20 protein-coding genes and 1 pseudogene are annotated in these 21755 nt (G+C 47.4%); 20 read left to right on the forward strand and 1 reads right to left on the reverse strand.

Annotation, left to right across the window (positions count from 1 at the left end):
• Positions 1–11: 11 nt before the first annotated feature.
• From traC to AAHH42_RS00520, 12 genes are all read left to right on the forward strand, one after another.
• A complete protein-coding gene (traC, locus tag AAHH42_RS00465) occupies positions 12–2603 on the forward strand; it encodes a type IV secretion system protein TraC (RefSeq protein ID WP_342221477.1) in 2592 nt (863 codons plus the stop codon).
• Complete coding sequence (gene trbI, locus AAHH42_RS00470) at positions 2585–3010, forward strand: type-F conjugative transfer system protein TrbI (protein WP_342221478.1); 426 nt, start codon at positions 2585–2587, stop codon at positions 3008–3010. The genes traC and trbI overlap by 19 nt, the downstream gene beginning before the upstream one ends.
• A complete protein-coding gene (gene traW / locus AAHH42_RS00475) occupies positions 3007–3636 on the forward strand; it encodes a type-F conjugative transfer system protein TraW (protein ID WP_119797663.1) in 630 nt (209 codons plus the stop codon). The genes trbI and traW overlap by 4 nt, the downstream gene beginning before the upstream one ends.
• A gap of 41 nt (positions 3637–3677) precedes the next feature.
• The gene (gene traU, locus AAHH42_RS00480) at positions 3678–4628 is read left to right on the forward strand and encodes a conjugal transfer pilus assembly protein TraU (RefSeq protein WP_342222092.1); all 951 of its coding nucleotides are present in this window, start codon (positions 3678–3680) and stop codon (positions 4626–4628) included.
• Between the two features lie 32 nt (positions 4629–4660).
• Positions 4661–5245 carry a type-F conjugative transfer system pilin assembly protein TrbC gene (gene trbC / locus AAHH42_RS00485; protein WP_342221479.1) on the forward strand — a complete coding sequence of 195 codons (585 nt, stop codon included), beginning with the start codon at positions 4661–4663 and terminating at the stop codon, positions 5243–5245.
• Positions 5242–7071 (forward strand): type-F conjugative transfer system mating-pair stabilization protein TraN, encoded by a 1830-nt coding sequence (gene traN / locus AAHH42_RS00490; RefSeq protein WP_342221480.1) that lies wholly within the window; start codon positions 5242–5244, stop codon positions 7069–7071. The genes trbC and traN overlap by 4 nt, the downstream gene beginning before the upstream one ends.
• On the forward strand, positions 7071–7838 hold the full coding sequence (gene traF / locus AAHH42_RS00495) for a type-F conjugative transfer system pilin assembly protein TraF (RefSeq protein ID WP_119963667.1): 768 nt from the start codon (positions 7071–7073) through the stop codon (positions 7836–7838). The genes traN and traF overlap by 1 nt, the downstream gene beginning before the upstream one ends.
• Positions 7839–7851: 13 nt before the next feature.
• Positions 7852–8361 (forward strand): type-F conjugative transfer system pilin assembly thiol-disulfide isomerase TrbB, encoded by a 510-nt coding sequence (gene trbB / locus AAHH42_RS00500; protein WP_119963669.1) that lies wholly within the window; start codon positions 7852–7854, stop codon positions 8359–8361.
• Positions 8361–9728, forward strand: coding sequence for a conjugal transfer pilus assembly protein TraH (gene traH, locus AAHH42_RS00505; RefSeq protein WP_342221481.1), 1368 nt, complete (start codon positions 8361–8363; stop codon positions 9726–9728). The genes trbB and traH overlap by 1 nt, the downstream gene beginning before the upstream one ends.
• A gap of 1 nt (position 9729) precedes the next feature.
• Entirely contained in the window at positions 9730–12582 is a 2853-nt protein-coding gene (traG, locus tag AAHH42_RS00510; RefSeq protein ID WP_342221482.1) for a conjugal transfer mating-pair stabilization protein TraG, read from the forward strand.
• Positions 12572–12790, forward strand: coding sequence for a hypothetical protein (locus AAHH42_RS00515; RefSeq protein ID WP_119963673.1), 219 nt, complete (start codon positions 12572–12574; stop codon positions 12788–12790). The genes traG and AAHH42_RS00515 overlap by 11 nt, the downstream gene beginning before the upstream one ends.
• A gap of 216 nt (positions 12791–13006) precedes the next feature.
• Positions 13007–14356 (forward strand): Fic family protein, encoded by a 1350-nt coding sequence (locus tag AAHH42_RS00520; RefSeq protein WP_342221483.1) that lies wholly within the window; start codon positions 13007–13009, stop codon positions 14354–14356.
• An 84-nt stretch (positions 14357–14440) separates the two neighbouring features.
• Here the strand turns inward: AAHH42_RS00520 and AAHH42_RS00525 are convergent, their stop codons facing one another.
• Positions 14441–15721 carry a transposase gene (locus AAHH42_RS00525; protein ID WP_342221484.1) on the reverse strand — a complete coding sequence of 427 codons (1281 nt, stop codon included), beginning with the start codon at positions 15719–15721 and terminating at the stop codon, positions 14441–14443.
• A gap of 175 nt (positions 15722–15896) precedes the next feature.
• On the opposite strand from AAHH42_RS00525, the gene AAHH42_RS00530 reads away from it, so the two are divergent.
• From AAHH42_RS00530 to mobF, 8 genes and pseudogenes are all read left to right on the forward strand, one after another.
• Positions 15897–16262 (forward strand): transposase, encoded by a 366-nt coding sequence (locus AAHH42_RS00530; RefSeq protein WP_119797656.1) that lies wholly within the window; start codon positions 15897–15899, stop codon positions 16260–16262.
• 143 nt (positions 16263–16405) lie between these two features.
• A complete protein-coding gene (locus AAHH42_RS00535) occupies positions 16406–16609 on the forward strand; it encodes a transposase (RefSeq protein WP_162860079.1) in 204 nt (67 codons plus the stop codon).
• Positions 16610–17071: 462 nt separating this feature from the next.
• Positions 17072–17293 (forward strand): TA system antitoxin ParD family protein, encoded by a 222-nt coding sequence (locus AAHH42_RS00540; RefSeq protein ID WP_006707195.1) that lies wholly within the window; start codon positions 17072–17074, stop codon positions 17291–17293.
• 50 nt (positions 17294–17343) lie between these two features.
• The gene (locus AAHH42_RS00545; protein WP_240313776.1) at positions 17344–17580 is read left to right on the forward strand and encodes a type II toxin-antitoxin system RelE/ParE family toxin; all 237 of its coding nucleotides are present in this window, start codon (positions 17344–17346) and stop codon (positions 17578–17580) included.
• A gap of 34 nt (positions 17581–17614) precedes the next feature.
• Positions 17615–17740, forward strand: a pseudogene (locus AAHH42_RS14685) (DUF4158 domain-containing protein); the annotation flags it as partial.
• A 297-nt stretch (positions 17741–18037) separates the two neighbouring features.
• The gene (locus tag AAHH42_RS00555) at positions 18038–18298 is read left to right on the forward strand and encodes a hypothetical protein (protein WP_119797653.1); all 261 of its coding nucleotides are present in this window, start codon (positions 18038–18040) and stop codon (positions 18296–18298) included.
• Positions 18299–18371: 73 nt separating this feature from the next.
• Positions 18372–20474, forward strand: coding sequence for a type IV conjugative transfer system coupling protein TraD (traD, locus tag AAHH42_RS00560; protein ID WP_119963675.1), 2103 nt, complete (start codon positions 18372–18374; stop codon positions 20472–20474).
• A complete protein-coding gene (gene mobF / locus AAHH42_RS00565; protein WP_342221485.1) occupies positions 20474–21736 on the forward strand; it encodes a MobF family relaxase in 1263 nt (420 codons plus the stop codon). Before traD ends, mobF begins: the two co-directional genes overlap by 1 nt.
• Positions 21737–21755 lie beyond the last annotated feature (19 nt).

Below are 21755 nucleotides of genomic sequence, written 5' to 3' on the forward strand. Positions count from 1 at the left end.
GGGATCAGAGGATGGAACCTTTACTCGATACGGTGAAGCGTTTGGTACAGGCATTTAACACGCCGGACGGTGCAACGCAGGCCAATAAAACCTTAGCTGAAATGGACTACCCACAGCTAAGCAGCCTGCTGCCTTACCGTGACTACGACGCGGAGAGTGGCTTGTATATGAATAACGCCTCTATCGGTTTTATGCTGCAAGCGGTGCCGCTGATGGGGGCCAATGAACACATCATTCAGGTATTGGATGACTTGGTCAAAAGCAAGTTACCGCGTCATACACCTATTGCCTTCCATTTCGTCTCCAGCAAGGTCATTGGTGAGCAAATTGACGCCGGTATTGCTGATTTCCGTTGGCAAGGCACGCAAGCGGAACATTTTAACCGTATTACTCAAGCATTTTATCACCGTGCCGCCCAGCAGCACTTTAGCAGCCCCACCCACTTACCGCTGACGCTGCGGGATTACCGCCTTTACCTCTCTTATTGCCAAAAAACGAAAAAACGAGACAGTGCCACCCTCATGGCGTTGACCCACTTGCTGAAAGTGATCCGGGCCTCGTTGGATTCAGCAAAGATTGGCACGCAATCCGTATCACAGACTGATTTTGTCAACATTATTAGCCAGATGGTCAATCATCGTCCCGATGCGCTTTACACGGATCCGATCAATGTCAGCACTTATGATGATCTTAATCGCCAGTGTGTAGACAGCAGTCTCGATATCGTCGTCAAGCCGGATCATCTGTCATTAACCCTGAATAAACCCACAGGGAGAAAATCTTGTGCACGGGTCATGAATTTCATGCTGGAGAGCAACCCTGATTTATTTTTCCTGTGGCAAGGCGGCGACAATATCAGCAATTTGCTCAGCCCTGACTTGAGTATTGCCAGTCCCTTTGTCATGACCTTTATCCTGGAAGCAGAAGATCAGGTTAACACGCAAAATGAAGCCACGCGTAAATTTATCGATCTGGATAAAAAGGCAAATTCCCCCTATGCCAAATTATTTCCCAGTGTGGGCAGACAAGCCAAAGAGTGGGGAGAGTTGCGTGAACGGTTAAACCGTAATCAATCTTGCGTGGTGCGGTATTTTTTCAATATCACGACCTTCTGCCCCGATGAGGATGAAGCTGCCTTGATTTGTGAACAACAGGTTATTAATACCTTTAAAAAAAATGGATTACGTCTGTATTCACCGCGCTATATGCAGATGCGTAATTACCTGGCGATGTTCCCTTTTGTGGCAGGAGAAGGGCTATGGCAAGACATTAAAGCCAGCGGCGCCACCTGTCGTGCTGAAAGTACTCAGGTGGTCAATCTTTTGCCCATCGTGGCGGATAACCGTTTGTGCTCTCGTGGCCTGCTGGCACCGTCTTATCGCAATCAACTGGCCTTCCTCGATATCTACGGTGAAAGACTCGGAAACACCAATTATAACATGGCAGTGACAGGGACCTCTGGGGCAGGCAAAACCGGTCTGGTACAGCCTATTTTACGTAGCGTACTGGATTCCGGTGGCATCGTATGGGTATTTGATATGGGGGACGGTTACAAATCATTTTGTGAAAATGTCGGTGGTGTGTACCTGGATGGACAATCGCTTAAATTTAATCCCTTTGCCAATATTAGTAATATCAATGCATCGGGTGAACGTATTCGTGATCAGTTGGCGGTGTTAGCCAGCCCGAATGGTACGCTAGATGAAGTGCATGAAGATTTATTGTTAAAAGCCGTGATACGTGCCTGGAAAAAAAAGCAAAAGGCAGCCCGTATTGATGATGTGGTGGATTACCTGAAAACCGCCCGCAATGCGCCCCATTACGTCAATGCCGAGCGTATTACCGGACGTATGGACGAAATTATCGAATTGTTGGAAAAGTACAGCGCACAGGGTATTTACGGCGATTATTTTAACAGTGATCAGCCTTCTCTGAGCGATGATGCCAGGATGGTAGTGCTGGAATTGGGCGGCTTGCAGGATAAGCCGGCGTTGCTGGCGGCGGTGATGTTCTCGCTGATCATTTATATTGAAGACAAAATGTATCACAGCCCGCGCGATCAGAAAAAATGTTGCACCATTGATGAAGGTTGGAAACTGCTGAACTTCAAAAATGCCAAAGTCGGCGCTTTTATCGAAACGGGTTACCGTACCGTGCGTCGCCACCTGGGTTCATTTATCACTATCAGCCAGAACATCAAGGATTTTGATGCCGATGATGCGTCGACGGCAGCTAAAGCAGCGTGGGGTAATTCTGCTTTTAAGTTGGTGCTTAAACAAGATACGGCCGAATTCAAAGCCTATAACCAAAGTCGACCGGATCAGTTTAGTGAACTGGAACGTTTAGTCATCAGTCGATTTGGTGATGCAAAAGCGCAATGGTTTAGCGCTTTTATGCTGCGCATTAATGATAGCCGTTCATTTCACCGGCTGTTTGTCGATCCCCTCAGTCGTGCCATGTTCAGCTCGAATGGGCGTGATTTTGAATTTATCCGTGATCAACGCCGCAAAGGGGTGGATATCCACGCCGCTGTTTATGCCTTGGCACAACGTAACTTCCCTGAGGAAATGGAGGCGCTGGAATTATGGCCAACAATAGCGTAACTCAGGTTAAAGTGATAATCCCTAAAAAAGTAGATAAAAAATGGAGCAAACGTCGTCGTCGTTGTGTCAAGCCGGTATCTATCGTGATCGCTGGCATGATGGCACTGAATGCCGCGGTTGCGTTGTTGCTGATCCAGTGGCAATCGCCGGTCATTGTGACCTTTGATATGAAAGAGACAGTCGACAGCTTTATGGATCAAAGTGCTAAAACACGCTTGTCACCGGCGCAAACGGACCCATTGGTGGACCGTTTTACTCATGCACTGAACGCGAGCCTGGCGGAATATCAAAAAACGCAGCAAGCGATCATTTTAGTGACGCCTGCTGTGGTCAGTGGCGCACATGATATTACCACCACGATTCAGCAAGATATTGCCCGCCGTATGCGGTCAGGCAGTAACAAATGAAGCGGTTATGGCTGACCATCATTCTGGTTTATTCAACCCTTGTTAAAGCTGCTGATCTGGGTACCTGGGGAGATTTATATCCGATAACGGAGCCTGACATGCTGATGACCATTTATAACCGTCTGCACGACATGGAGCAGAGTGGTGAATTGGCCAAACAGCAGGCGGCCTTTAAACAGCGCGTGATTAAAAATAGCCTGCGACCTGCACCGGTAACGGGGCTGACAGTAGCGCAAGAAGACAGCACGCATTATGTCGATCCCTCTTTTGTTGTCAGCCAGGATATGGCTGACCATCAAGGTCGCATTTTTGCCCACACAGGTGAGCGGCATAACCCGCTGGAATTCGTGCCCTTTGTGCAAACCCTTTATTTTATCGATGCGGACGATCCGCGCCAAATGGCTTGGCTGAAACAGCAAAAACCCGCCACCCCAGTGCATAAAGTGATCCTGGTGAAAGGAGATATTAGAGCAAGCACTTTGGCACTCGATACCCGTATTTACTTTGACCAACAAGGGCTAATGAGCCGCAAATTTGCGCTTACTGCGGTACCTGCACGTGTGACGGCGTCAAAAGAGGGCAAACGTTTGCGCGTAGAGACCTTTGCCATCAAGAAGCCGCCATGATGCGTAGTATTTTGTTGACGTTAACGTTTTTGACGGTACTGATGGTGTTCACCGGCAGAGTCAATGCGACCGCCGCAGAATGTGAGGGAAGATTTGTTAACCCGATCACTGATATTTGCTGGCAATGCCTTTTTCCGATTTCGATTGGCAGTATTGCGGTGACCTCGGGTATTGCGCCTGACACAGCGAATCCCTCCAGCCCTATCCAGCTTTGTCCGGTTGGCGGGCTGTATCGGGTTGGATTGGCCATCGGTTATTGGGAGCCCATGGCGTTGACAGACGTCACGCGCTCGCCTTATTGCATGGTTAATCTGGGCGGTTTTAGCTTAGATATTGGTAAAGTGGGGACAGGAACCGCGGGTCAGAGCGATAAACCGGCAGCAGGGGCTTTCTACCATGTGCATTGGTATAAATATCCGCTGACCTATTGGCTGAACATCATCACCTCGGCAGGGTGTTTGCAAGGGGGTGATATGGATATTGGCTATCTGAGTGAACTGGATCCGATGTGGAATGATAGCGCACTCTCCCTGGTTATTCATCCGGAAGCGATGTTGTTTAATAATCTGATCGCGCAAGGCGCCTGTGCCGCTGATGCCATGGCGAGCGCAGTTGGCAAACCGATTGATGCCCTTTTCTGGTGTGCGGGCAGTCACGGTAGTCTCTACCCGTTCACGGGTTACACCTCTAACGAATTTAGCCCCCTGCAATCCTCTGTGCTGCTATCTGAGCGGATGGCATTCAAATTACATCGCCAAGGACTGATGATGAACAGTATTGGTGCTGATCACGCTGTCTGTTTTGAATACCCCTCCCCCATCATGCCGAAAGCGCGTTGGCGCTATCAAATGGTAAACAAGTACCCGGATGTTGCGCAGTGCCATCCGTTTGGCCGCACAGTAATGAAGTGGCAAAGCGGACATAACCTGCCACATGATCGCAAAAATTTTGGCTATCTCCTGTGGCGTAAACGTAACTGTGTATTTTTGTGAGGCAGGTTATGCAAGGGATGATGATTTTTCTCATGAGTATCTTACTGGCGAGTCAGGTGATGGCGACGGATGGCGCGAGTACACAGCAATTCCTAGAAGAGCAACTGAAACAGAGCGAAACAGGGAGATCTATAGAGGATTTCGATTTTTTGCAAAAGCTTACCATCCTGATGCAGGCGCAAGACCAACCATTTATTGACGCTATGCAGCAACGCCAACAGCAGCAAGGGTCTGGTGAGATTAAGCCGGTAGCAAAAGCGCTGTATTTCGTGTCGTTTTCCATCCCAATCGAGGGGTTAAAACAGATGGTGCATGACGCTGATCAATACCCTATTCCGGTTACGCTCAGAGGGTTGGTGAATAACGACCTGCGTCAAACAGCCAATGCGGTGTTATCACTGGTAAAGGAAGGAAAGCGTGGGGGTGTCCAGATCGATCCTGTTTCATTTCGCACCTACGGTATCACCGCCGTACCAGCACTGGTTGTTACCTGTCAGGGACATTTTGATCGTGTAGCAGGCAATATTCGCCTAACCGCAGCGCTAAAAAAGGTGGCTGAATCGGGTCAATGCGCCCAAACCGCACAGGCTTTGTTAAAAACGGCGGCTGATCGATGAAAAAAAGCAGCAGAACAGGATGGCATAGGGGGATTACGATGATTTGCTGGGTATTTGCCGTCAATAGTCAGGCCAATGATCAATATAACAGAGGGGCAGACTATGCTAGACAGATACAAAATCAAGGCACCGCCGCCATGCAAGCCTTTAAGCCCAATGAGGTGTTACTCCATTACAACGCAGAGACGCCGGAAAAAAACCATTACGGCGGTGTGACGGCACCACGTGCGGATCTCGTTGAACAAGGTAATGCCGCTTTAACGGGATCGGAGGTTGGCAAAGCGATTACCGCCTCTCTGCTTAATAATCCAAAAGAAAAGCTCTCAATGGAGGCGCCTTTTATCTCTGTAGGTAGAGAGGCACAAAATACCGCTGAGCAAGTGACAGACGGGCGTTTTGACGGTTGTCAGATGCAACGCGTTTCTCACACCGAATTCACCCAGCATGTTTGTAACAGAGATACACGGGTTGAGCAGACCTGTAGCCGGAAAGCCACCCTCACGGGGGAGTGGACAAACCGTGTTAAGGTGGTTACCCGCTCATATAACCTTGAAAACCTCCCTTTCTACCATAAAGATGAAAATACTCATACTGTTATCACACCTGATGTGACAGGAGACATCATCGAGGCAGGGTATCGCTATGAAAATTGGTACAGCAACGCGGAACTGACAGTAAATCTGCTGGGAACATCATTTATTTACCGTACTTGGGGTAGCGTTAACCAACCATTTTGGCCAACAGTGACAGCGTTGCAGGCGGGGAAGCCATTTGAGGCAGTGCACTCGTGGTACCGCAGTGGGGGTTGGCGTTGGTTTGTACGCCCCGTAAAGGTGACGATAATGCTCACCATCAAAGTGGATCATCTTGTTTTTACTCCCCGTATTGCCTGGTCAGAACACTGCCCCTTCAGCAAGTTGGAGGGGGCGTTAAGCAAAACCGAGTGTATCGAGAAGAGGGGTGATCGCACTCTTCACAAAGAAGGCAAGACTTATACTCTTTCCAGCGACTGCTGGGCTTATCGCGATAGCTATATCACTCAGACTGCGACACAGGGGACGTGCGCTGAGTATGTTAACAATCCAGCCTGCACGCTTGCTACGCGTCAATGTGATTACCGTCTTGACGGCTTTTGTCTGCACGAAAACGCGACCTATTCCTGTGAACATAAAACCTTGCGGACAGGCATGCTGTGTGGCGGCCAGTTTTTTTGTCAGGATGGCCGTTGTGCTCAATCCGCGGCAGCTAAAAATAATCTGTTTCAGCAAGCGGTTGCAAAGTTAGCGGCGGTGGCCGCGGCAGGCAAAGATGCCGCCACCTCAAACAGTACAGATGTCAGGGCGTTTACCGGTAGACCGCAATCGTGCAAGAAGTTTGCGGTGGGTTTTAACAATTGTTGTCAGGATACGGGCTGGGGCAATGATCTTGGCTTGGCCAGTTGCAGCAGTGAAGAAAAAGCATTAGGCCAGGCCAAAGCACGTAGACTCACCGTGGATGTCGGTGAATATTGCAGTCAAAAAGTCCTTGGCGTGTGCCTGGAAAAAAAACGCAGTTACTGCCTGTTTGATTCTAAATTAGCGCAAATTGTTCAGCAGCAAGGCCGCCAGTGGCAGTTAGGTATCGGATTTGGTGAGGCTAAATCGCCAGATTGCCGGGGTATCAGTGCCAATGAATTACAACGCATTCATTTCGATAATCTGGATTTCAGTCATTTCTATGCGGATCTGCAAAAAGGTTCAAACATCCCCGAAGATAACCAGCTCATGCAACGGGTTCAACAACAAATGCAGCATCAGATTAACCGCCGTAGCCCCGGAGGGAAATGATGCGCTGTCAAATATTGATCCTGCCATTAGTACTGAGCACGCTAAGTTATCCTCTATTGGCACAGATCGCTGAAATTCAACATTCTGATAGGCATGCCCCGCAAGGGTGGCACTGGTATAACGAAACACAGGACAATGATGTTGAATCTGCGCCGATTCGCCCGATGTTGACGCCCTCTCAGCAAAAAAAGCGGTTGCAGCAAGCCACTCAAGCCGCTCTGGACACGGCGATTTTATACCCGACGCCGGAGAATTTTAGACATTACATGACCTGGCAGAATTTTTGGACAGCGAAAGCCGGTGAGTTCAGTCAAATGGCGAAACAAGCGATGCTGAAATACCCCGATCTGGATTACAACCTGCAATACAGTCACTACAACGGCACAGTGAAAGCCCAATTAGTCGGTGATCGTGAAAAAGAAAAAACAGCGATTTCGGCATTGGCCTTGCGCTATGGTGTGTTTTTCTTTTATCGAGGTAGGCAAGACATTGATGGCCAGATGGCGAGGGTGATAAAAAACTTTGTGCAGGAAAACCGATTGGCACTGATTCCCGTTTCGGTGGATGGCGTGATTAACCCGGTATTGCCGCGTAGCCGTCAGGACCAGGGTCACAGTCAGCGTATGGGGATCGTCCATTTCCCCGCCCTGTTTTTAGTCGATCCTAAAGATCAAAATTATCAGCCCTTAGCATATGGCTTTATGACTCAAGATGCGCTGGCGCGGCAATTTCTGGCGGTTGCCACGGGTTTTAAGCCAAACTTTTAAGGAAGGGATACTAATGAAATGTTTCCTGATGCTGGCTTTGTTGTTAACCGGCGTGGTTCATGCGTCGACGTGGGATGACATTGCAGCGCTGGATGCTATAAAAATGCAGACGACCCGGGAGGAAACGAAGCCTATGATAGCCCGTTGGTTCCGTTTATCAAATGGTCGTCAGGTTAACCTGAATCACTGGAAACTGGTGTTATTTATGCAATCAGCTTGCATGTATTGCCAGCATTTTGATCCGATGCTTCGTAAGTGGTCAGCCGAATCAGGCTTATCTGTTTTCCCGTACAACCTGGATGGACAAGGTGATGTGGCTTATCCCCATGCCTTGCCCGCCCCGCCCGCGGTGATAGCTGAATTTTTTCAACATGGCATGCCGATTGCGACACCCACCACCTTCTTAGTGAACGTCAATACGATGGAAACCTTTCCTTTAATTCAAGGGGCGGTAGATAAGTCCAAATGGATTGCCCGTTTGGATGCCGTTTTTCAGATGGCGTTAAATAAAGGCATGCAATAATGAAATCATTAAAGCAGGTAGGGATAGGGCTAACCTTATGGGTTGTGGCTACCTACTGTACCGTGCACGCTGATGTTAATAGCGATCTAAATACGTTTTTTGACCAACTGGGTTTTGCCAGCAACACCTCAATGCCGCAAGTATGGCAAGGACAGGCGGCGGGCTATGCCAGCGGCGGCTCTCTTTACCTGCGCACTGCCGTTAAACAGGTGCAAATGGTTTCTATTACTGTGCCTGCGCTCAACGCCGGATGCGGTGGCATCGATGCGTATCTTGGCGCGTTTTCCCATATCAATGGGGAACAATTACAACGCTTTGTCAAACAAATCATGGGTAATGCAGCCGGTTACTTTTTTGATCTGGCGTTGCAAACTACCGTGCCAGAAATGAAGCAAGCCAAGGACTTTTTGCAGAAACTCGCCTCAGATGTGAATAGTACTAATATGTCCAGTTGTCAGGCGGCGCAAGGGATTGTGGGTGGACTATGGCCCCGCACGGCGGTATCACAACAAAAAGTTTGCCAAGACATCGCCGGTGAGAGCAATCTTTTTGCTGACTGGGCGGCCTCACGTCAAGGTTGCACACTGGGCGGTGGTTATAACCGTGTGACTGATCGCGCGAGTGCTTCGATGAAAGATCAAGTGTTGAAAAATAAAAATCTGATGTGGCAGTCGTTAAGTAAAAACCGCTTGTTCGACAATAACAAAGAGCTAAAAGAATTTGCCATGAGTCTAACCGGTACGCTGGTTTTCGACAGTCAGGGGAAAATAAAAACGCTGGTGCCGTTAACCACCAACGAAGATATTATCAAAGCGATGATGAATGGCGGTAGCGCAAAAATTTATACTTGCGATACCGCGGATGCCTGCTTAAATCCTACCTTAACCCCTGTCTTAATCCGCCCAAACCAGGCGATGAATGGGCAGGTTAAAAAGCTGTTAAGCAGCATTCAGAACAAGGCCATCACCGATACCCCACTGACTCAACAGGAAAAAGGCTTCATTGCTTCCACTGCTGTACGCGTACTGAAATACTTGGTTGATCCGCAATCCCTGGGCGTTGCCAATACGTTGTTGTATCAGCTTTCAGACTACATCGGTTATGACATTTTGATGCAGTACATGCAGGAGTTGATACAACAGGCGCGGGTTATGTTGGGGAGCAATCACTACCCCGCGCCGGCGGTAGAGCAACTGCAAGCCAGCCTACACCAGGCCAGCCAGAATATGGCGCGGCTCCAATCTCGGGTACAGATCCAGCAGGATGCATTGATGGTGGTTGATCGTCAGATGAGTTATATGCGTCAGCAGGTTTCTAGCCGTTTACTTAACCGTTACCAGAGTAACTACCGGTTCGGAGGCCACTAACATGAATGTCATTTATACCCTCACCGGTGGTGCCTGGTTTCGTGATTCTCTCAATGCGATAGCCGCGTTTACCACATCAAGTAACTGGCAAGCCCTGCTGAGTATGGCGACGATTTTATCGGTTGTAGTGGCAGCAATGGCTTACATTAAAGGGCACGATATGATGACGCTGCTCAAATGGGTAGGCATTTATACGCTGGTCTCTGGTGTGCTGATTGCTATCAGATTACCGGTACAGATTATCGATAGCTCGCGTCCTATGACGGTCTATCAGGTCGATAATGTGCCTGTCGGATTGGTGTTGCCTGCCTCATTGATCACAACCGTGGGTCATGCTTTGGTCGAAGGATACGAAACGGTATTCCATCAACCGGATGCGCTGACCTACAGTAAAACCGGCATGTTGTTTGGTGCCGATCTGATGGGGAAAAGTACTGACTTTATGTCAACCCACCCGCAGATTTCAGGATTGTTCTCAGATTATGTGCAAAATTGTGTAGTCGGCGATATGTTGCTGAACCATAAATACCAGCTGGATGAGTTAATGAACAGCGAAGATCCCTACAGCTTGATTTTCAGTAGACCGAGTCCATTACGCGGCGTATTTGATGATAATGGTCAATTCCAGACTTGCCAATGGGCAGCGGTGCAACTACAAAATGCATTGGGGCGGGATACCAGCACCGGTGGGAAAACTCGGCACTATTATGTACGCCAAATCCTGGGAGGGTACCCTAACGCCACCGTTTTATTCGGTGAATTAATGGGAGACAGTTACCGTTATTTCTATGGTAACAGCCAAAGTACTAGTGTGATGATGAAACGTAATGTCACCTTAAGTGCGTTGCGTAAAGGGATTGTCGGTTATGCAGCTCGTAGCGGTGATACGGCCAGTTTGGTGAACCTCGCAACCGAATCCTCTTATGCAAAAATGCGTATGTCACAAGCAACGGGGGCCAACATTGCCATGCGGCAGTTGCCCATTATGCAAACGGTGCTGACGGGGGTGCTGATAGGTTTATTTCCGATTATCATGGTGCTAGCATTAATCAGCCTATTATCGTTGGAGGTGCTCAAAGGATACGTGTTTACCCTGGCGTATTTGCAAAGTTGGCCGCTGTTATTTGCCATTATGAATAACGCAATGAATTTTTATCTAAAAACTCGTACCACAGGGACGCCTATTACGCTGTCAAACCTCTCGATGGTTCAGCAACAATATTCCGATATTGGCACCACCGCCGGTTGGTTGGCGCTGTCTATCCCGTTCCTGGCTTACGGTATTGTCAAAGGACTGGGAAGTGCGGTTTCGCAAGCGGGGAGTTATTTGGGCTCGGCGATGCAAAGTGCGGCAACCCAATCATCATCTCAAGCCGTGGATGGCACCTGGTCACTGAACAACCTGCAAACAGACAATGTTCAAGGTAACAAATGGGATACCAATAGTGCCTTTTCGCATGGTCAGATGACCTCCCAGGTAGGCAGTGGGGCGCTGGTGACGCAAACAGGGAGTGGACAAAGGGTATATAACACCACTCCCGCCCTGTCAAAGCTGCCAATGGACATTAATTTTGGTCGCACAGAAAGCAGCACGGCACAACGGTTAGCGCGAGAAAGCCAGATCCAGGCTGAAAGCGCGTTGGCTGGATTTAATCATACCAGTAACAGCGCCTATAGCCAGGCTAAACAATTTTCACAGCAAACGGGGAATAGCGCGACGGTAACGCGGGGCATTGACAGTGCTCAAGGGACATCAGAAACCCAGGCGGTTAATCAGATGCTGTCAGCCGCCAAGCGCTATGCAGAGAAAAATAATATTAGCGAATCTCAAGCCTTTACTGAGTTAAATAATATGTCCCGCAGGGCTGAGCTTTCAGGCAGTGCTATGGGACGTGTCGATATCAATTCAGACAGGCATATTTTTGGAAAAGTGGCGGGGTTGGCGACGGGGGTTGCTGCTGGCGTTGAATTTCGTGGCGGCGTAAGCGGTACCGCGAGTAATGCATCTACCCGTAGTACTGATGAAAAAGCAACACGCTCACAAGATCATTCGATTGACCAGTCCAGCCAAGAAGCCAATGATTTTCGTCAGGGCAGGGAGATGCTAAAAAGTTTCCGTACTTCACAGTCAGGGAGTCATGCAGATAATACGGCAAACGCTCAGATTGAGCAGTTAGGTACCACCCTGAGTGTTGCTGATAGCCGGTATCAACACTATACCGCCAGCCTTAATCGCAACCACGAGTACAGCCAAATGGCCTCAGCAGCACAGACAACCAGCGCTCAAACTCAAAGCAATTATACGCAGGAGTTTGTGAATTATGTTCAGTCACACAGTCCTGAGCGCGCTGAGGCTATACTAACGGATACAGCCAGCCCCATGGTTAGAGCAGAGCGGGAGCAGCTTGCGGGTCAATTTATGGAAGATAAGTTACGTGCCCGCGTCGACGGTCACTTTAACAACAGTCGCGCACAGTTGGGAGAAGGGATGTCTGATGTTAATAACACCGTTACATCGGTTGGAGAAAATGCCTGGCAGCAGGGGAACTCAGCCATTCAATCACGGATTGACGCTGCCAGTATTCGCTCTGATAACACCAATAGAGTCGACTCGATGATGAGCGATGGAAACCAGCATATTTCCCATGCTGACAGGGAGATTAATAGTGCTAAGGAGGGTATAAACAGTGATCAAAAAGACCGTGGTTCAGCTCACCAGCAGGCAGAACAAAAATTCGATAAAGATTATGACAACGCGACTGAAAATCAACGTTTACCTTGGGTAGCAAGTCAAGATGCGCTAACTCAGCGGGCACTGGAAATACAGAAAAAAAATAAAGGGGGTGGGCAATGATCATAAACAGCTTGTTTCAGACGCTGTCTTGGCGAGTCATGTTGATGCTGATCCCGTCGCTTTATTTTGTCGTGTGACTATCCATACCGTTTATCCTGGTATCTGCCAAGCTTATTATGTTGGGTGCATTGGCATTGTTTTTATACCGATGGGCGTGTTCATTGGGCTATTTTTCGACCGATACAAAAGGATGACAGTGGATAACTGAGTTAAGAAAACGTCGCCCAATGCATCGACTATCCATGCTATCTACAAAGACAACAAAATATACTCTGTCCACAAGAACAGTTAATGCAGCTTGGCGTAAAGCCTTCCGGTAGCTGAGGAATGACATCAAAATAATGCGCGCCAATTATGTGGCGCGATTATAAAAATGGCGCCATAATCGCGCCACTCGTACCCTTAAATCGCGCCAAAGGTAACTATGTCATCCCTCTCTGATCTTTTGCAAAATATTCAGTTATCTACCGGGCTAACGCTGGCTGAAGTACTGGCCAGCCATCCTAATATCAGACGCCGCACCGCCCAACGCTGGCTTGCTAAAATGGCCGAAGCCGGACAAATTATTGCCGTTGGTGAGGGACGTGCACGGCGCTATTTTCCGATAAAGTCAGCCGATGCAGCTAACACGGATGATACCTTTCCTCAGCACATTCCGCTTTCTGCGGACAGTGTAGATATTCTTGCTTATGTTGATCGTCCCATCACAATACGCACACCAGTAGGCTATCAGCGCGATTTTCTAGGAAGCTACCAACCCAATAAAACACGCTACCTGTCCGAGCCATTGTGTCGTCAATTAAAAAAAATGGGGGATACCGGACAAGCTAAACTCCCTGCCGGAACTTATGGCCGTGAGATCCTGAACCGCTTATTGATCGATTTGTCATGGGCATCGAGTCATCTGGAAGGAAATACCTATTCCCGCTTGGATACCCGCCTATTGATCGAACAAGGCATGGTATCTCAAGGTAAAGCGGCCATTGAAACGCAGATGATCCTGAATCACAAAGCAGCCATAGAGTTGTTAATCGATAATGCAGCGACTATCCGCTTCAACCGTTATACATTGCTCAATCTGCACAGTATTTTGTCGGAAAACTTGCTGCCTAACCCTGCTGATGAAGGCCGGTTACGTCAACATGCTGTTGATATTGGCAAGAGTGTTTACCGCCCTCTTTCTGTACCGGCGCAAATCAGCGAGATACTTGACAGGATACTAAATAAAGCAAATCAGATCAGTGATCCGTTTGAACAATCATTTTTTGTTATGGTTCATCTGCCTTACCTACAACCTTTCGCAGATGTGAATAAACGTACTTCACGTCTAGTGACTAACTTGCCGATGATCCGCGCTAATTTGTGCCCTCTGACCTTCATTGATGTACCTGAACAGGCATACAGTCGTGCGGTTATTGGTGTCTATGAAATGACTCGCATTGAATTGTTACGTGATCTGTATATCTGGGCTTATGAACGCTCCACACAGGAGTATTTAGCCATCAAACAGAATCTGTCCGAACCCGAACCCTTACGGTTAATGTATAGAAATATTATCAATCAAACCGTGAGAGAAACGGTTATCCAGCAAGGACAAGAGCCTCTTAAGGTCATTCGTCGTACATTGGAAAAACAGGTGCCTGAAATGGATCGTGAAAATGTTGAATATCTGGTGATAGCCGAGCTGCGCAGATTACACGAAGGTGTATTGGTGCGTTACGGTTTAAGTCGCTCTGAATTTTCATTGTGGCAAGCGCAACAGAGTGAATTGTAATTCGTGATTGGAGTTTTCCCGCCTATTCAGTTCAAACTGGCAATAAACGAGTTGCTTAATAAGCCTATTGCATTTTCGATCAGGTTAGAGAAATGTAATGAACGCGTCCCAACCCCTTACATAGGTATCTACACATCTTCGAACTGGCACAGGGCTCTTACTGCCAGCCGGGTCAGTTCTTCTGGGGTATTCTGACAATAACTTTAGCGTGTTTAATAATATCGCTAACCCTGCCAACAGCGACGGTGTGCTTTCACGTCGGCTACGCTTTTGTTGTCGCCCCGATAACCGACATATCCACTGCCGGGCACGCGCATTTTCTTCTCCTTCTGCGCGCTGCAATCGCCACGCCAGCACACACGCCATACTCACTATCAGCAATCTGCGTAGCACCGCACTGTGCTGAAGCCAGGCCTCCACGTTATGCCCTGCACCTTTTATCAGCTTAAAAAACGACTCAATGCTCCAGCGCCAATAATACCACTGCGCCCCCTCTTCCCCGCAGAGCTTGTCCTCCACATTCGTCAGCAACGTCCAGCGTCCCAGCACCCGGCCTTCATTATCACTCAACTGGGCCACAACCAATCTGACAGTCAGGGAGTGCCCTGGCTGAGCTTTTATCCGTCGGCCCGTTTCCTTATCTGAACGCTTTGGCCTGGCAACCCGGGTGATTATCACAGGGGCCTCGCTAATCGCCAGACCCGCTTTTCTCCCTTTATAGTCAACCTCCGCTCTCACTGTAAATTCCAGACCATCAGCGACTTCGCCGAGTTTTTGAGTTTCACCCTTATATTGAACCCGGTGACCTTCTTTACCACGGATAAGCCAGCGTAGACCCTGAACACTCAGTTCCCACATGTAGGCGATGGAGTCCCCTTCACGGTCAATAATGTGAACCAACGTCTTGCCGATATCCAGGGCTTCGAGCCGAGTGATATCCGTCGTCAGGGCATCCATATGGGTCTGCGGGGCAGATGTGTCGTCTTTCAGCGTTGAGTGACAACCCGCACTGTCTGTCAACGTCTGGGCCAGAGGAGCAACCGGCAGGCCGGAGGCGGCATCAACCAGCAGGCTACTTTGTAGCTCATACCCTATGTCCCTGCCGTGGCTCATCTGCAGGCGGTTCTGCTTTTTATGATGCGACTGGAACTGTAAACCCGACCCGTCATGAATCACGAGAGCATATGAATGTGGGCTTGAGGCAATGCCCTCACGGGCGAACGCAATAATCGGGTCGTTAAGCTGGCTGAAGGTAATACGGGCATTGTTGAGAAATCGCCAGACGGCCTGAGTGGTGGCAAAGGTGGTCTTCTGAGCGCTGGCGACATCTTTAATCGCACAGGCAAGAGGATCTGAAGGTGTCATATGTCGTTTAACCCGCGTCTGATATGGCGGTCAAGCCGGGCATCGAGCCCGGCAAAAGAGAAGTTGAGAGCATGCTAAAGAGTAATAGCATTAATCACAATAAATGTGTAGATACCTGGCACTGTTAACAAAGTGAATATTGAGATAAGATCCACTTTTTGTGGGGTTGTTAAGGATGAAAAACAGACATTATCCGATCAAGGCATCCGATTTTATAAAAGAAATCGAGCCTCATATTCTTAAGTATTATAAGCGGCCAGGCAGACCCGCCGGTATCAGCCATTATCACTTTTTCTCGGCAGTGTTATACGTATTGAGAACCGGTATCCCTTGGCGTGATGTGCCTACTTTTTATGGCCATTGGCATACGATTTACACGCGTTTTAAACGCTGGAGTGAAAATGGGCTATTCTGGCATTTGCTTTATCTCTTGCAGAAAAGAAAGAAAATCAGCCTTAATTACGTCTGGATAGACAGCACCACAGTGCTGGTACACCGCCACGGCTCAGGGAGTTTAAAAAAAAAGGACCTCAGTCGATAGGGCGCGGGCGCAAAGGGATAAGTACCAAAATTCATGTCGGTCTTGCAGGCAATTATCTCAGGGGTGTCTGTTTGTCTGAAGGACAACGCACTGATATGAAAGTCTTTCCTTTCTTTAGTGTCCAAATTTATTAGGCCAGAATAGTGATCCCTCGCTGCAAGCGCGCGCTTTATCCCGGTATCCAGCCAAAAGATAAAGAAAAATATAAAACACGTAATGCCATTGAACGTTTCTTCGGCAAAATAAAAGAACACAAAAGACTCGCTTTATGCTTTGATAAGCTTGATATCACCTTTTTTCTTTATTTCGCCATCGCTTGTCTTAAGGTCTTTAAATTACTTTGTTAACAGTGCCGCCTATCGCAAACCCTGTGATTCAGATTCACTTTATCGACGAGCACCGTGGTGAGGTAGTTGACAAGCTTTACTATTAGGCACAAGTATCTTCATTGAGGTAGCGAGTGAACAAACAAAGAAGAGTGCAACCCACTATCGTTTGCGTTGGTATGTTAGCTCATTGTCTTTAAACAGGGCGGGATTTCACTTTGTATTATTTATAACCAACAAGGTTGGTATTTAAGCATTTTATAAGCTAAGTCTTCTCAAGAGTTTAATTAACATACAAAAATTGAGCATTTTACAACCTAAATTAGGTTAATTAATAAGCTAAATCTCCCCCTGGCCTTTAAATGCAGAACAAGACCAGTAGTAACAGATAATGGGTTGCGAAAAAATGACCTATTTTTATTCACGGGTTACAAAAGGTAGTATATTGTTGTATATTGATGCAATTAACATCAAGGAGGCTCTATGGCAATCCCATTGAAATTATCCAATGAACTAGTAGATATGGCCAGGCCGCGCGCCGTTGCTGAACATCGGTCCATTCCAAAACAGATCGAATATTGGGCGCGTCTCGGGAAGGTGGTTGAGGATAATCCAGAACTACCCGTTCAATTTATCAAGAGCACGCTACTCGCTACTGCTGAGGCAGATGCGGGTCAACTGTCTGAATACCACATTGGTGTGTGATGTCGTTGAAGATTCTTAGCACACCAACGTTTAATCGCGTTGTTAAAAAAATGCCTGCACGCGATAAAAAAGTGGTCGATCAGGTTGTCATGGAGATTACTGCTGCTCCTACCATCGGTAAAGAAAAAAAAGGCGATTTAGCCGGCGTGTTTGTTTTCAAGTTCAAAATCAACAAACAGGAAACTTTACTGGCATATCGACTTTTGCCAGATAAAAGGAAACCGCAAGAGGTTGTCTTGCTTAACATTGGTTCTCATGAGAACTTTTACACCATCATGAAACGGTAAAACCCTCTGAAAGATCTATCAGACCTAGGATTTTGAAGTCCAAGATGAACTTATTCAGCACTACACTTTCAATGAATCTGATCTGTCGTTGATCCAACAACGCGGCGATGTAAACTGTCTTAATGTCGCGATGCAGTTGTGTTTGTTATGTTTTTCAGGTCAAGAGGTAACTGCCTGATACTATGGTGCCTACATTTCTATTGTAATGGATCGGGCGATAACTGCGCATCAGTTGGTCACAGTATGCCGAACGAGAGGAAACACGCTGAGAACATCTATTATGAATGGCGTACCTGTGGGTTTGTTGCCTAATAAAAGAACGTTTAGTAGAAAGTCATGCGGATGTTGTTTTTATCATCATTATGATTGAGGTACATCAACAAATAAAATTAATATAATCAATTTATTTATTTTCAAATGGAAATTAATTAACACAAGACTCTTTAGGAGACAGTAAATGACCAGCAAGACATGGGACAATCAGGAATCTGAAAAAATACATGCAGAAATAGCAAAACTTATGGCTGAAACGTCCAAAATCAGTGCTGAAACCTCAAGGATAAATGCTGAGTTTTCTAAACTCAGTTTGGATAGCAAGAAGACAGCGGCAGAAACAACTAAATTATATCGTGAAATATTCTGGTATCCCGTAGCCATTGCATCTGGTTTTGTTGGAACTATTGCTGCTATCACAACCATTATTATCAAGTTAGTGTAAGTTAACTCTCCGTGGGCGAGGTATAACTGTTTTAGTTACGCCTGCGTCCATCCTGTTTTACATTGAGAAAATAATGCACCTGAATCTTCGTCATTTAACGCAGGGCGGGCAGGTCGCTTTTATGCGTCTGCGCATGTTCCTGCAAATAAATAGCCTCATTTTTTATTATATGACCCTGTCATTTATGGTCATGACCCTAGTGATGTTGTTTATTCGAGTTAGTACACAAAATAGTATCAATGGTTTGATGTATTGGTATGCATGGAGTATCCATCCACTACTAAAAAATAGCGTCAACCCGACTCGTTATACGCTGAATTATTATGGAAAGCAGTTGCATTATACGACGGACCAGATAATTAATGACGCCTATACCGTTTATTGTGGTCAATTGCTAAAACAGGAATTAATCATTTCTGCCTTCATTTCCATGATAGTGGTTTTTCTTGCGGTGTTATTTTTCTACTGCTATTTAGGGTACACCGGTCGCAAGCAAAGTGAGGATGAAATTACCGGAGGACGGGTATTAAATGACGATCCTAAAGCGGTTGCCCGTTTGATGAGAAAACGCGGGCAGGCGTCGGATATCAAGATTGGCCCTCTGCCGATCAAAAAAGACAGTGAAACCCAAAATTTTGGTCTGCATGGCACAGTGGGCTCCGGTAAATCTACCCTGATCCGGAAGTTTTTGTCTTTTCTGCGTGAACGGGGTGATCGAGTTATTATTTATGATAAGGGTTGCACCTTTATTGATAAATATTACGATGAATCGAAAGATATCCTATTAAATCCGCTGGATAAACGCTGTGCCAACTGGGATATGTGGGAAGAATGTCAAACCCTGCCCGATCTGGAAACCCTCTCTAACACGCTGATCCCAATGAATTCATCGGAAGATCCCTTCTGGCAAGGCTCTGCCAGAACAATTTTCGCTGAAGCGGCGCAGCGTATGCGCCAGGATAAAGGCCGTAGCTATAATAAATTTCTCCGCACGCTGCTGGCAATTAATCTCGAGAAATTGCGCGAATTTTTAGCCGGTACACCGGCTGCCACCTTAGTTGACGGTAAGATTGAAAAGACCGCCCTTTCTATCCGCAGTGTATTGACCCATTATGTTAAGGCGATGCGTTATTTGCAGGGTATCGAACGTAGTGGCCAGCCAAAGTTTACTATCCGCCAATGGATGCAAGGGGGTAAAGGGAGCGGCAAGCATGGCTGGTTATTCGTCACCTCCAATCAAAATCATCATGAATCGTTAAAACCCGTTATCTCGATGTGGCTTGGCATCGCCGCCAACAGTTTGCTGTCGATGGCGGAAAACCGGCATCGCCGCGTCTGGTTTTTTATCGATGAATTACCCTCTTTGCACAAACTCCCCAGCCTGCCTTACATCATCGCTGAAGCACGTAAATTCGGGGGGTGCTTTGCCTTAGGATTCCAGTCTTACCCGCAACTGGAGGAAATTTATGGCAACAAATTTGCCGAAGCGATGTTTGATTTGCTGAACACCAAATATTTTTTCCGCTCACCCAGTGCATCAGTGGCAAAATTTGTTGAGGAAGATATCGGCGAAACGGTAAAGAAAAAGTGCGCCGAGCAGACCAGTTTTGGAGCCGAGCAGGTGCGAGATGGTATCTCGTTTAGTAAAGATGAACAGCGCATCAATATTGTCAGCTATACCGATGTGCAGATGCTGGAAGATTTGGAATGTTTTGTCACGCTACCGGGTCATTACCCTGTAGTCAAAATGTCGCTCAAGTACCAAAAATTAGCTAACGTGGCCGAGCCATGGGTATTACGCCATATTGAATCCAGTCTCGATCCACACGTTGAAAGTGAACTAGCGCAACGTCGTGAGGAAGCGAGTCAGGCGTTGGATTCCCTTTTTGCTCATGAAAACGCGGCACTACAGCCAAAATCACAAACATTTACGGTTAAATCTACCGCAAAACCCACGGAAACAGACAATACGACTGCCGGAGGGGGCCGAGAAGATCCGCTAGCGATGAAACCTGTCGCACCCAACATCAGTGCAGGTAGTGATATTAAAGAGGGTGTAAGAGACGATCAATACACCCCACCATTGCAAACCAGAAAAATGGTACGCAAGGAAGAAGACAATATCAACTCACGCTGCGCCGATCACGCAATAGATGAGCCCGGGGAATACTTTTGATGATGAGTATTAGCCCGATAGCCGGTAACGCCCGCTATTACGCCCATCAGGATAATTATTACGTACTGAGCAGTTTAGGCTCTCGCTGGATGGGTGAGGGAGCCAACAGGCTTGGTTTGTCTGGGCCGGTCAAAGATGCAGTGCTTGATCAACTTAAACAGGGGATATTACCGAACGGTATCCAGATTTCTCGCAAGGTAAAGGGTAAACAGACCCACCGTGCAGGTTATGATCTCACCTTTTCCTCCCCCAAAAGTGTCTCTGTATTGGCATTAATCGGCGGTGATCCGCGTTTTATTGAGGCACACCATGCTGCTGTCTCTGTTGCCATGCAGGAAGTTGAGACGCTGTCCTGCGCCCGCATCACTAAAGACAAAAAAACCGCTACCGTCTTGACCGGTAATATTATCGCAGCACTCTACCATCACGATACCTCCCGTGATCTCGATCCGCAGTTACATACGCATGTGTTGGTATTGAATGCCACCTATGCTGAAGGCAAATGGCGTGCGCTCGCCAGTGACACTAAAATGAAAACCGGCTTTTCGGAAACTGTGATGGTCAATCAAGTGGCGCTGGGAAATATTTATCGCCATTCATTGCGTCAAGCTGTCGAAAAAATGGGCTATAAAACCCATGAAACGGGCAAAAATGGTCTGTGGGAAATGGAAGGTGTCCCTGTAACGCCTTTTTCGCAACGTAGCCAAACCCTCCGTGGGACGGTAGAGAATGATGCATCCCTGCGTTCCCGTGATATTGCTGCACTTAATACCCGCAAAGCTAAAGTCGCCTCGGATCCCCTGATCCTGGTGGCGGAATGGAAAGCACGCCTGCAAGAAACCGGCTTTAATCTCGCTGATTTTATTAGCCGAGCCAAAGCTCATCAACAAGAGAAACAGACGACCGGCAGGCAGGAAAACAAGACCATAACCAACGATATCTCTCAGGCCATTAATCACGCTATTTCCTTGCTCAATGATAGCAAAATACAATTCACCTATTCCGATTTGCTGGCTAAGACCGTAGGGCAACTACCAGCAGAGCCTGGCGTGTTCGAGCGCGTGCGTCAGGGTATTGAAGCGGCAATTGAACAACAGCGAGTGATCCCGCTGGATAAAGAAAAAGGCATTTTCACCTCAGATATTCATTTGCTTAATGAACTGAGCATACATCAACTAGCTAAAACGACTCTGCGAGAAAATCGGGTACTGTCATTTCTTGATCGGGCACAAGTGAGAGAACGCCCCTATGCCGACGCCTAGTCAGTGTTGGCACAGGACA

This window comes from Candidatus Fukatsuia endosymbiont of Tuberolachnus salignus, from assembly GCF_964030845.1.
Classification (GTDB): Bacteria; Pseudomonadota; Gammaproteobacteria; order Enterobacterales; family Enterobacteriaceae; genus Fukatsuia; species Fukatsuia symbiotica.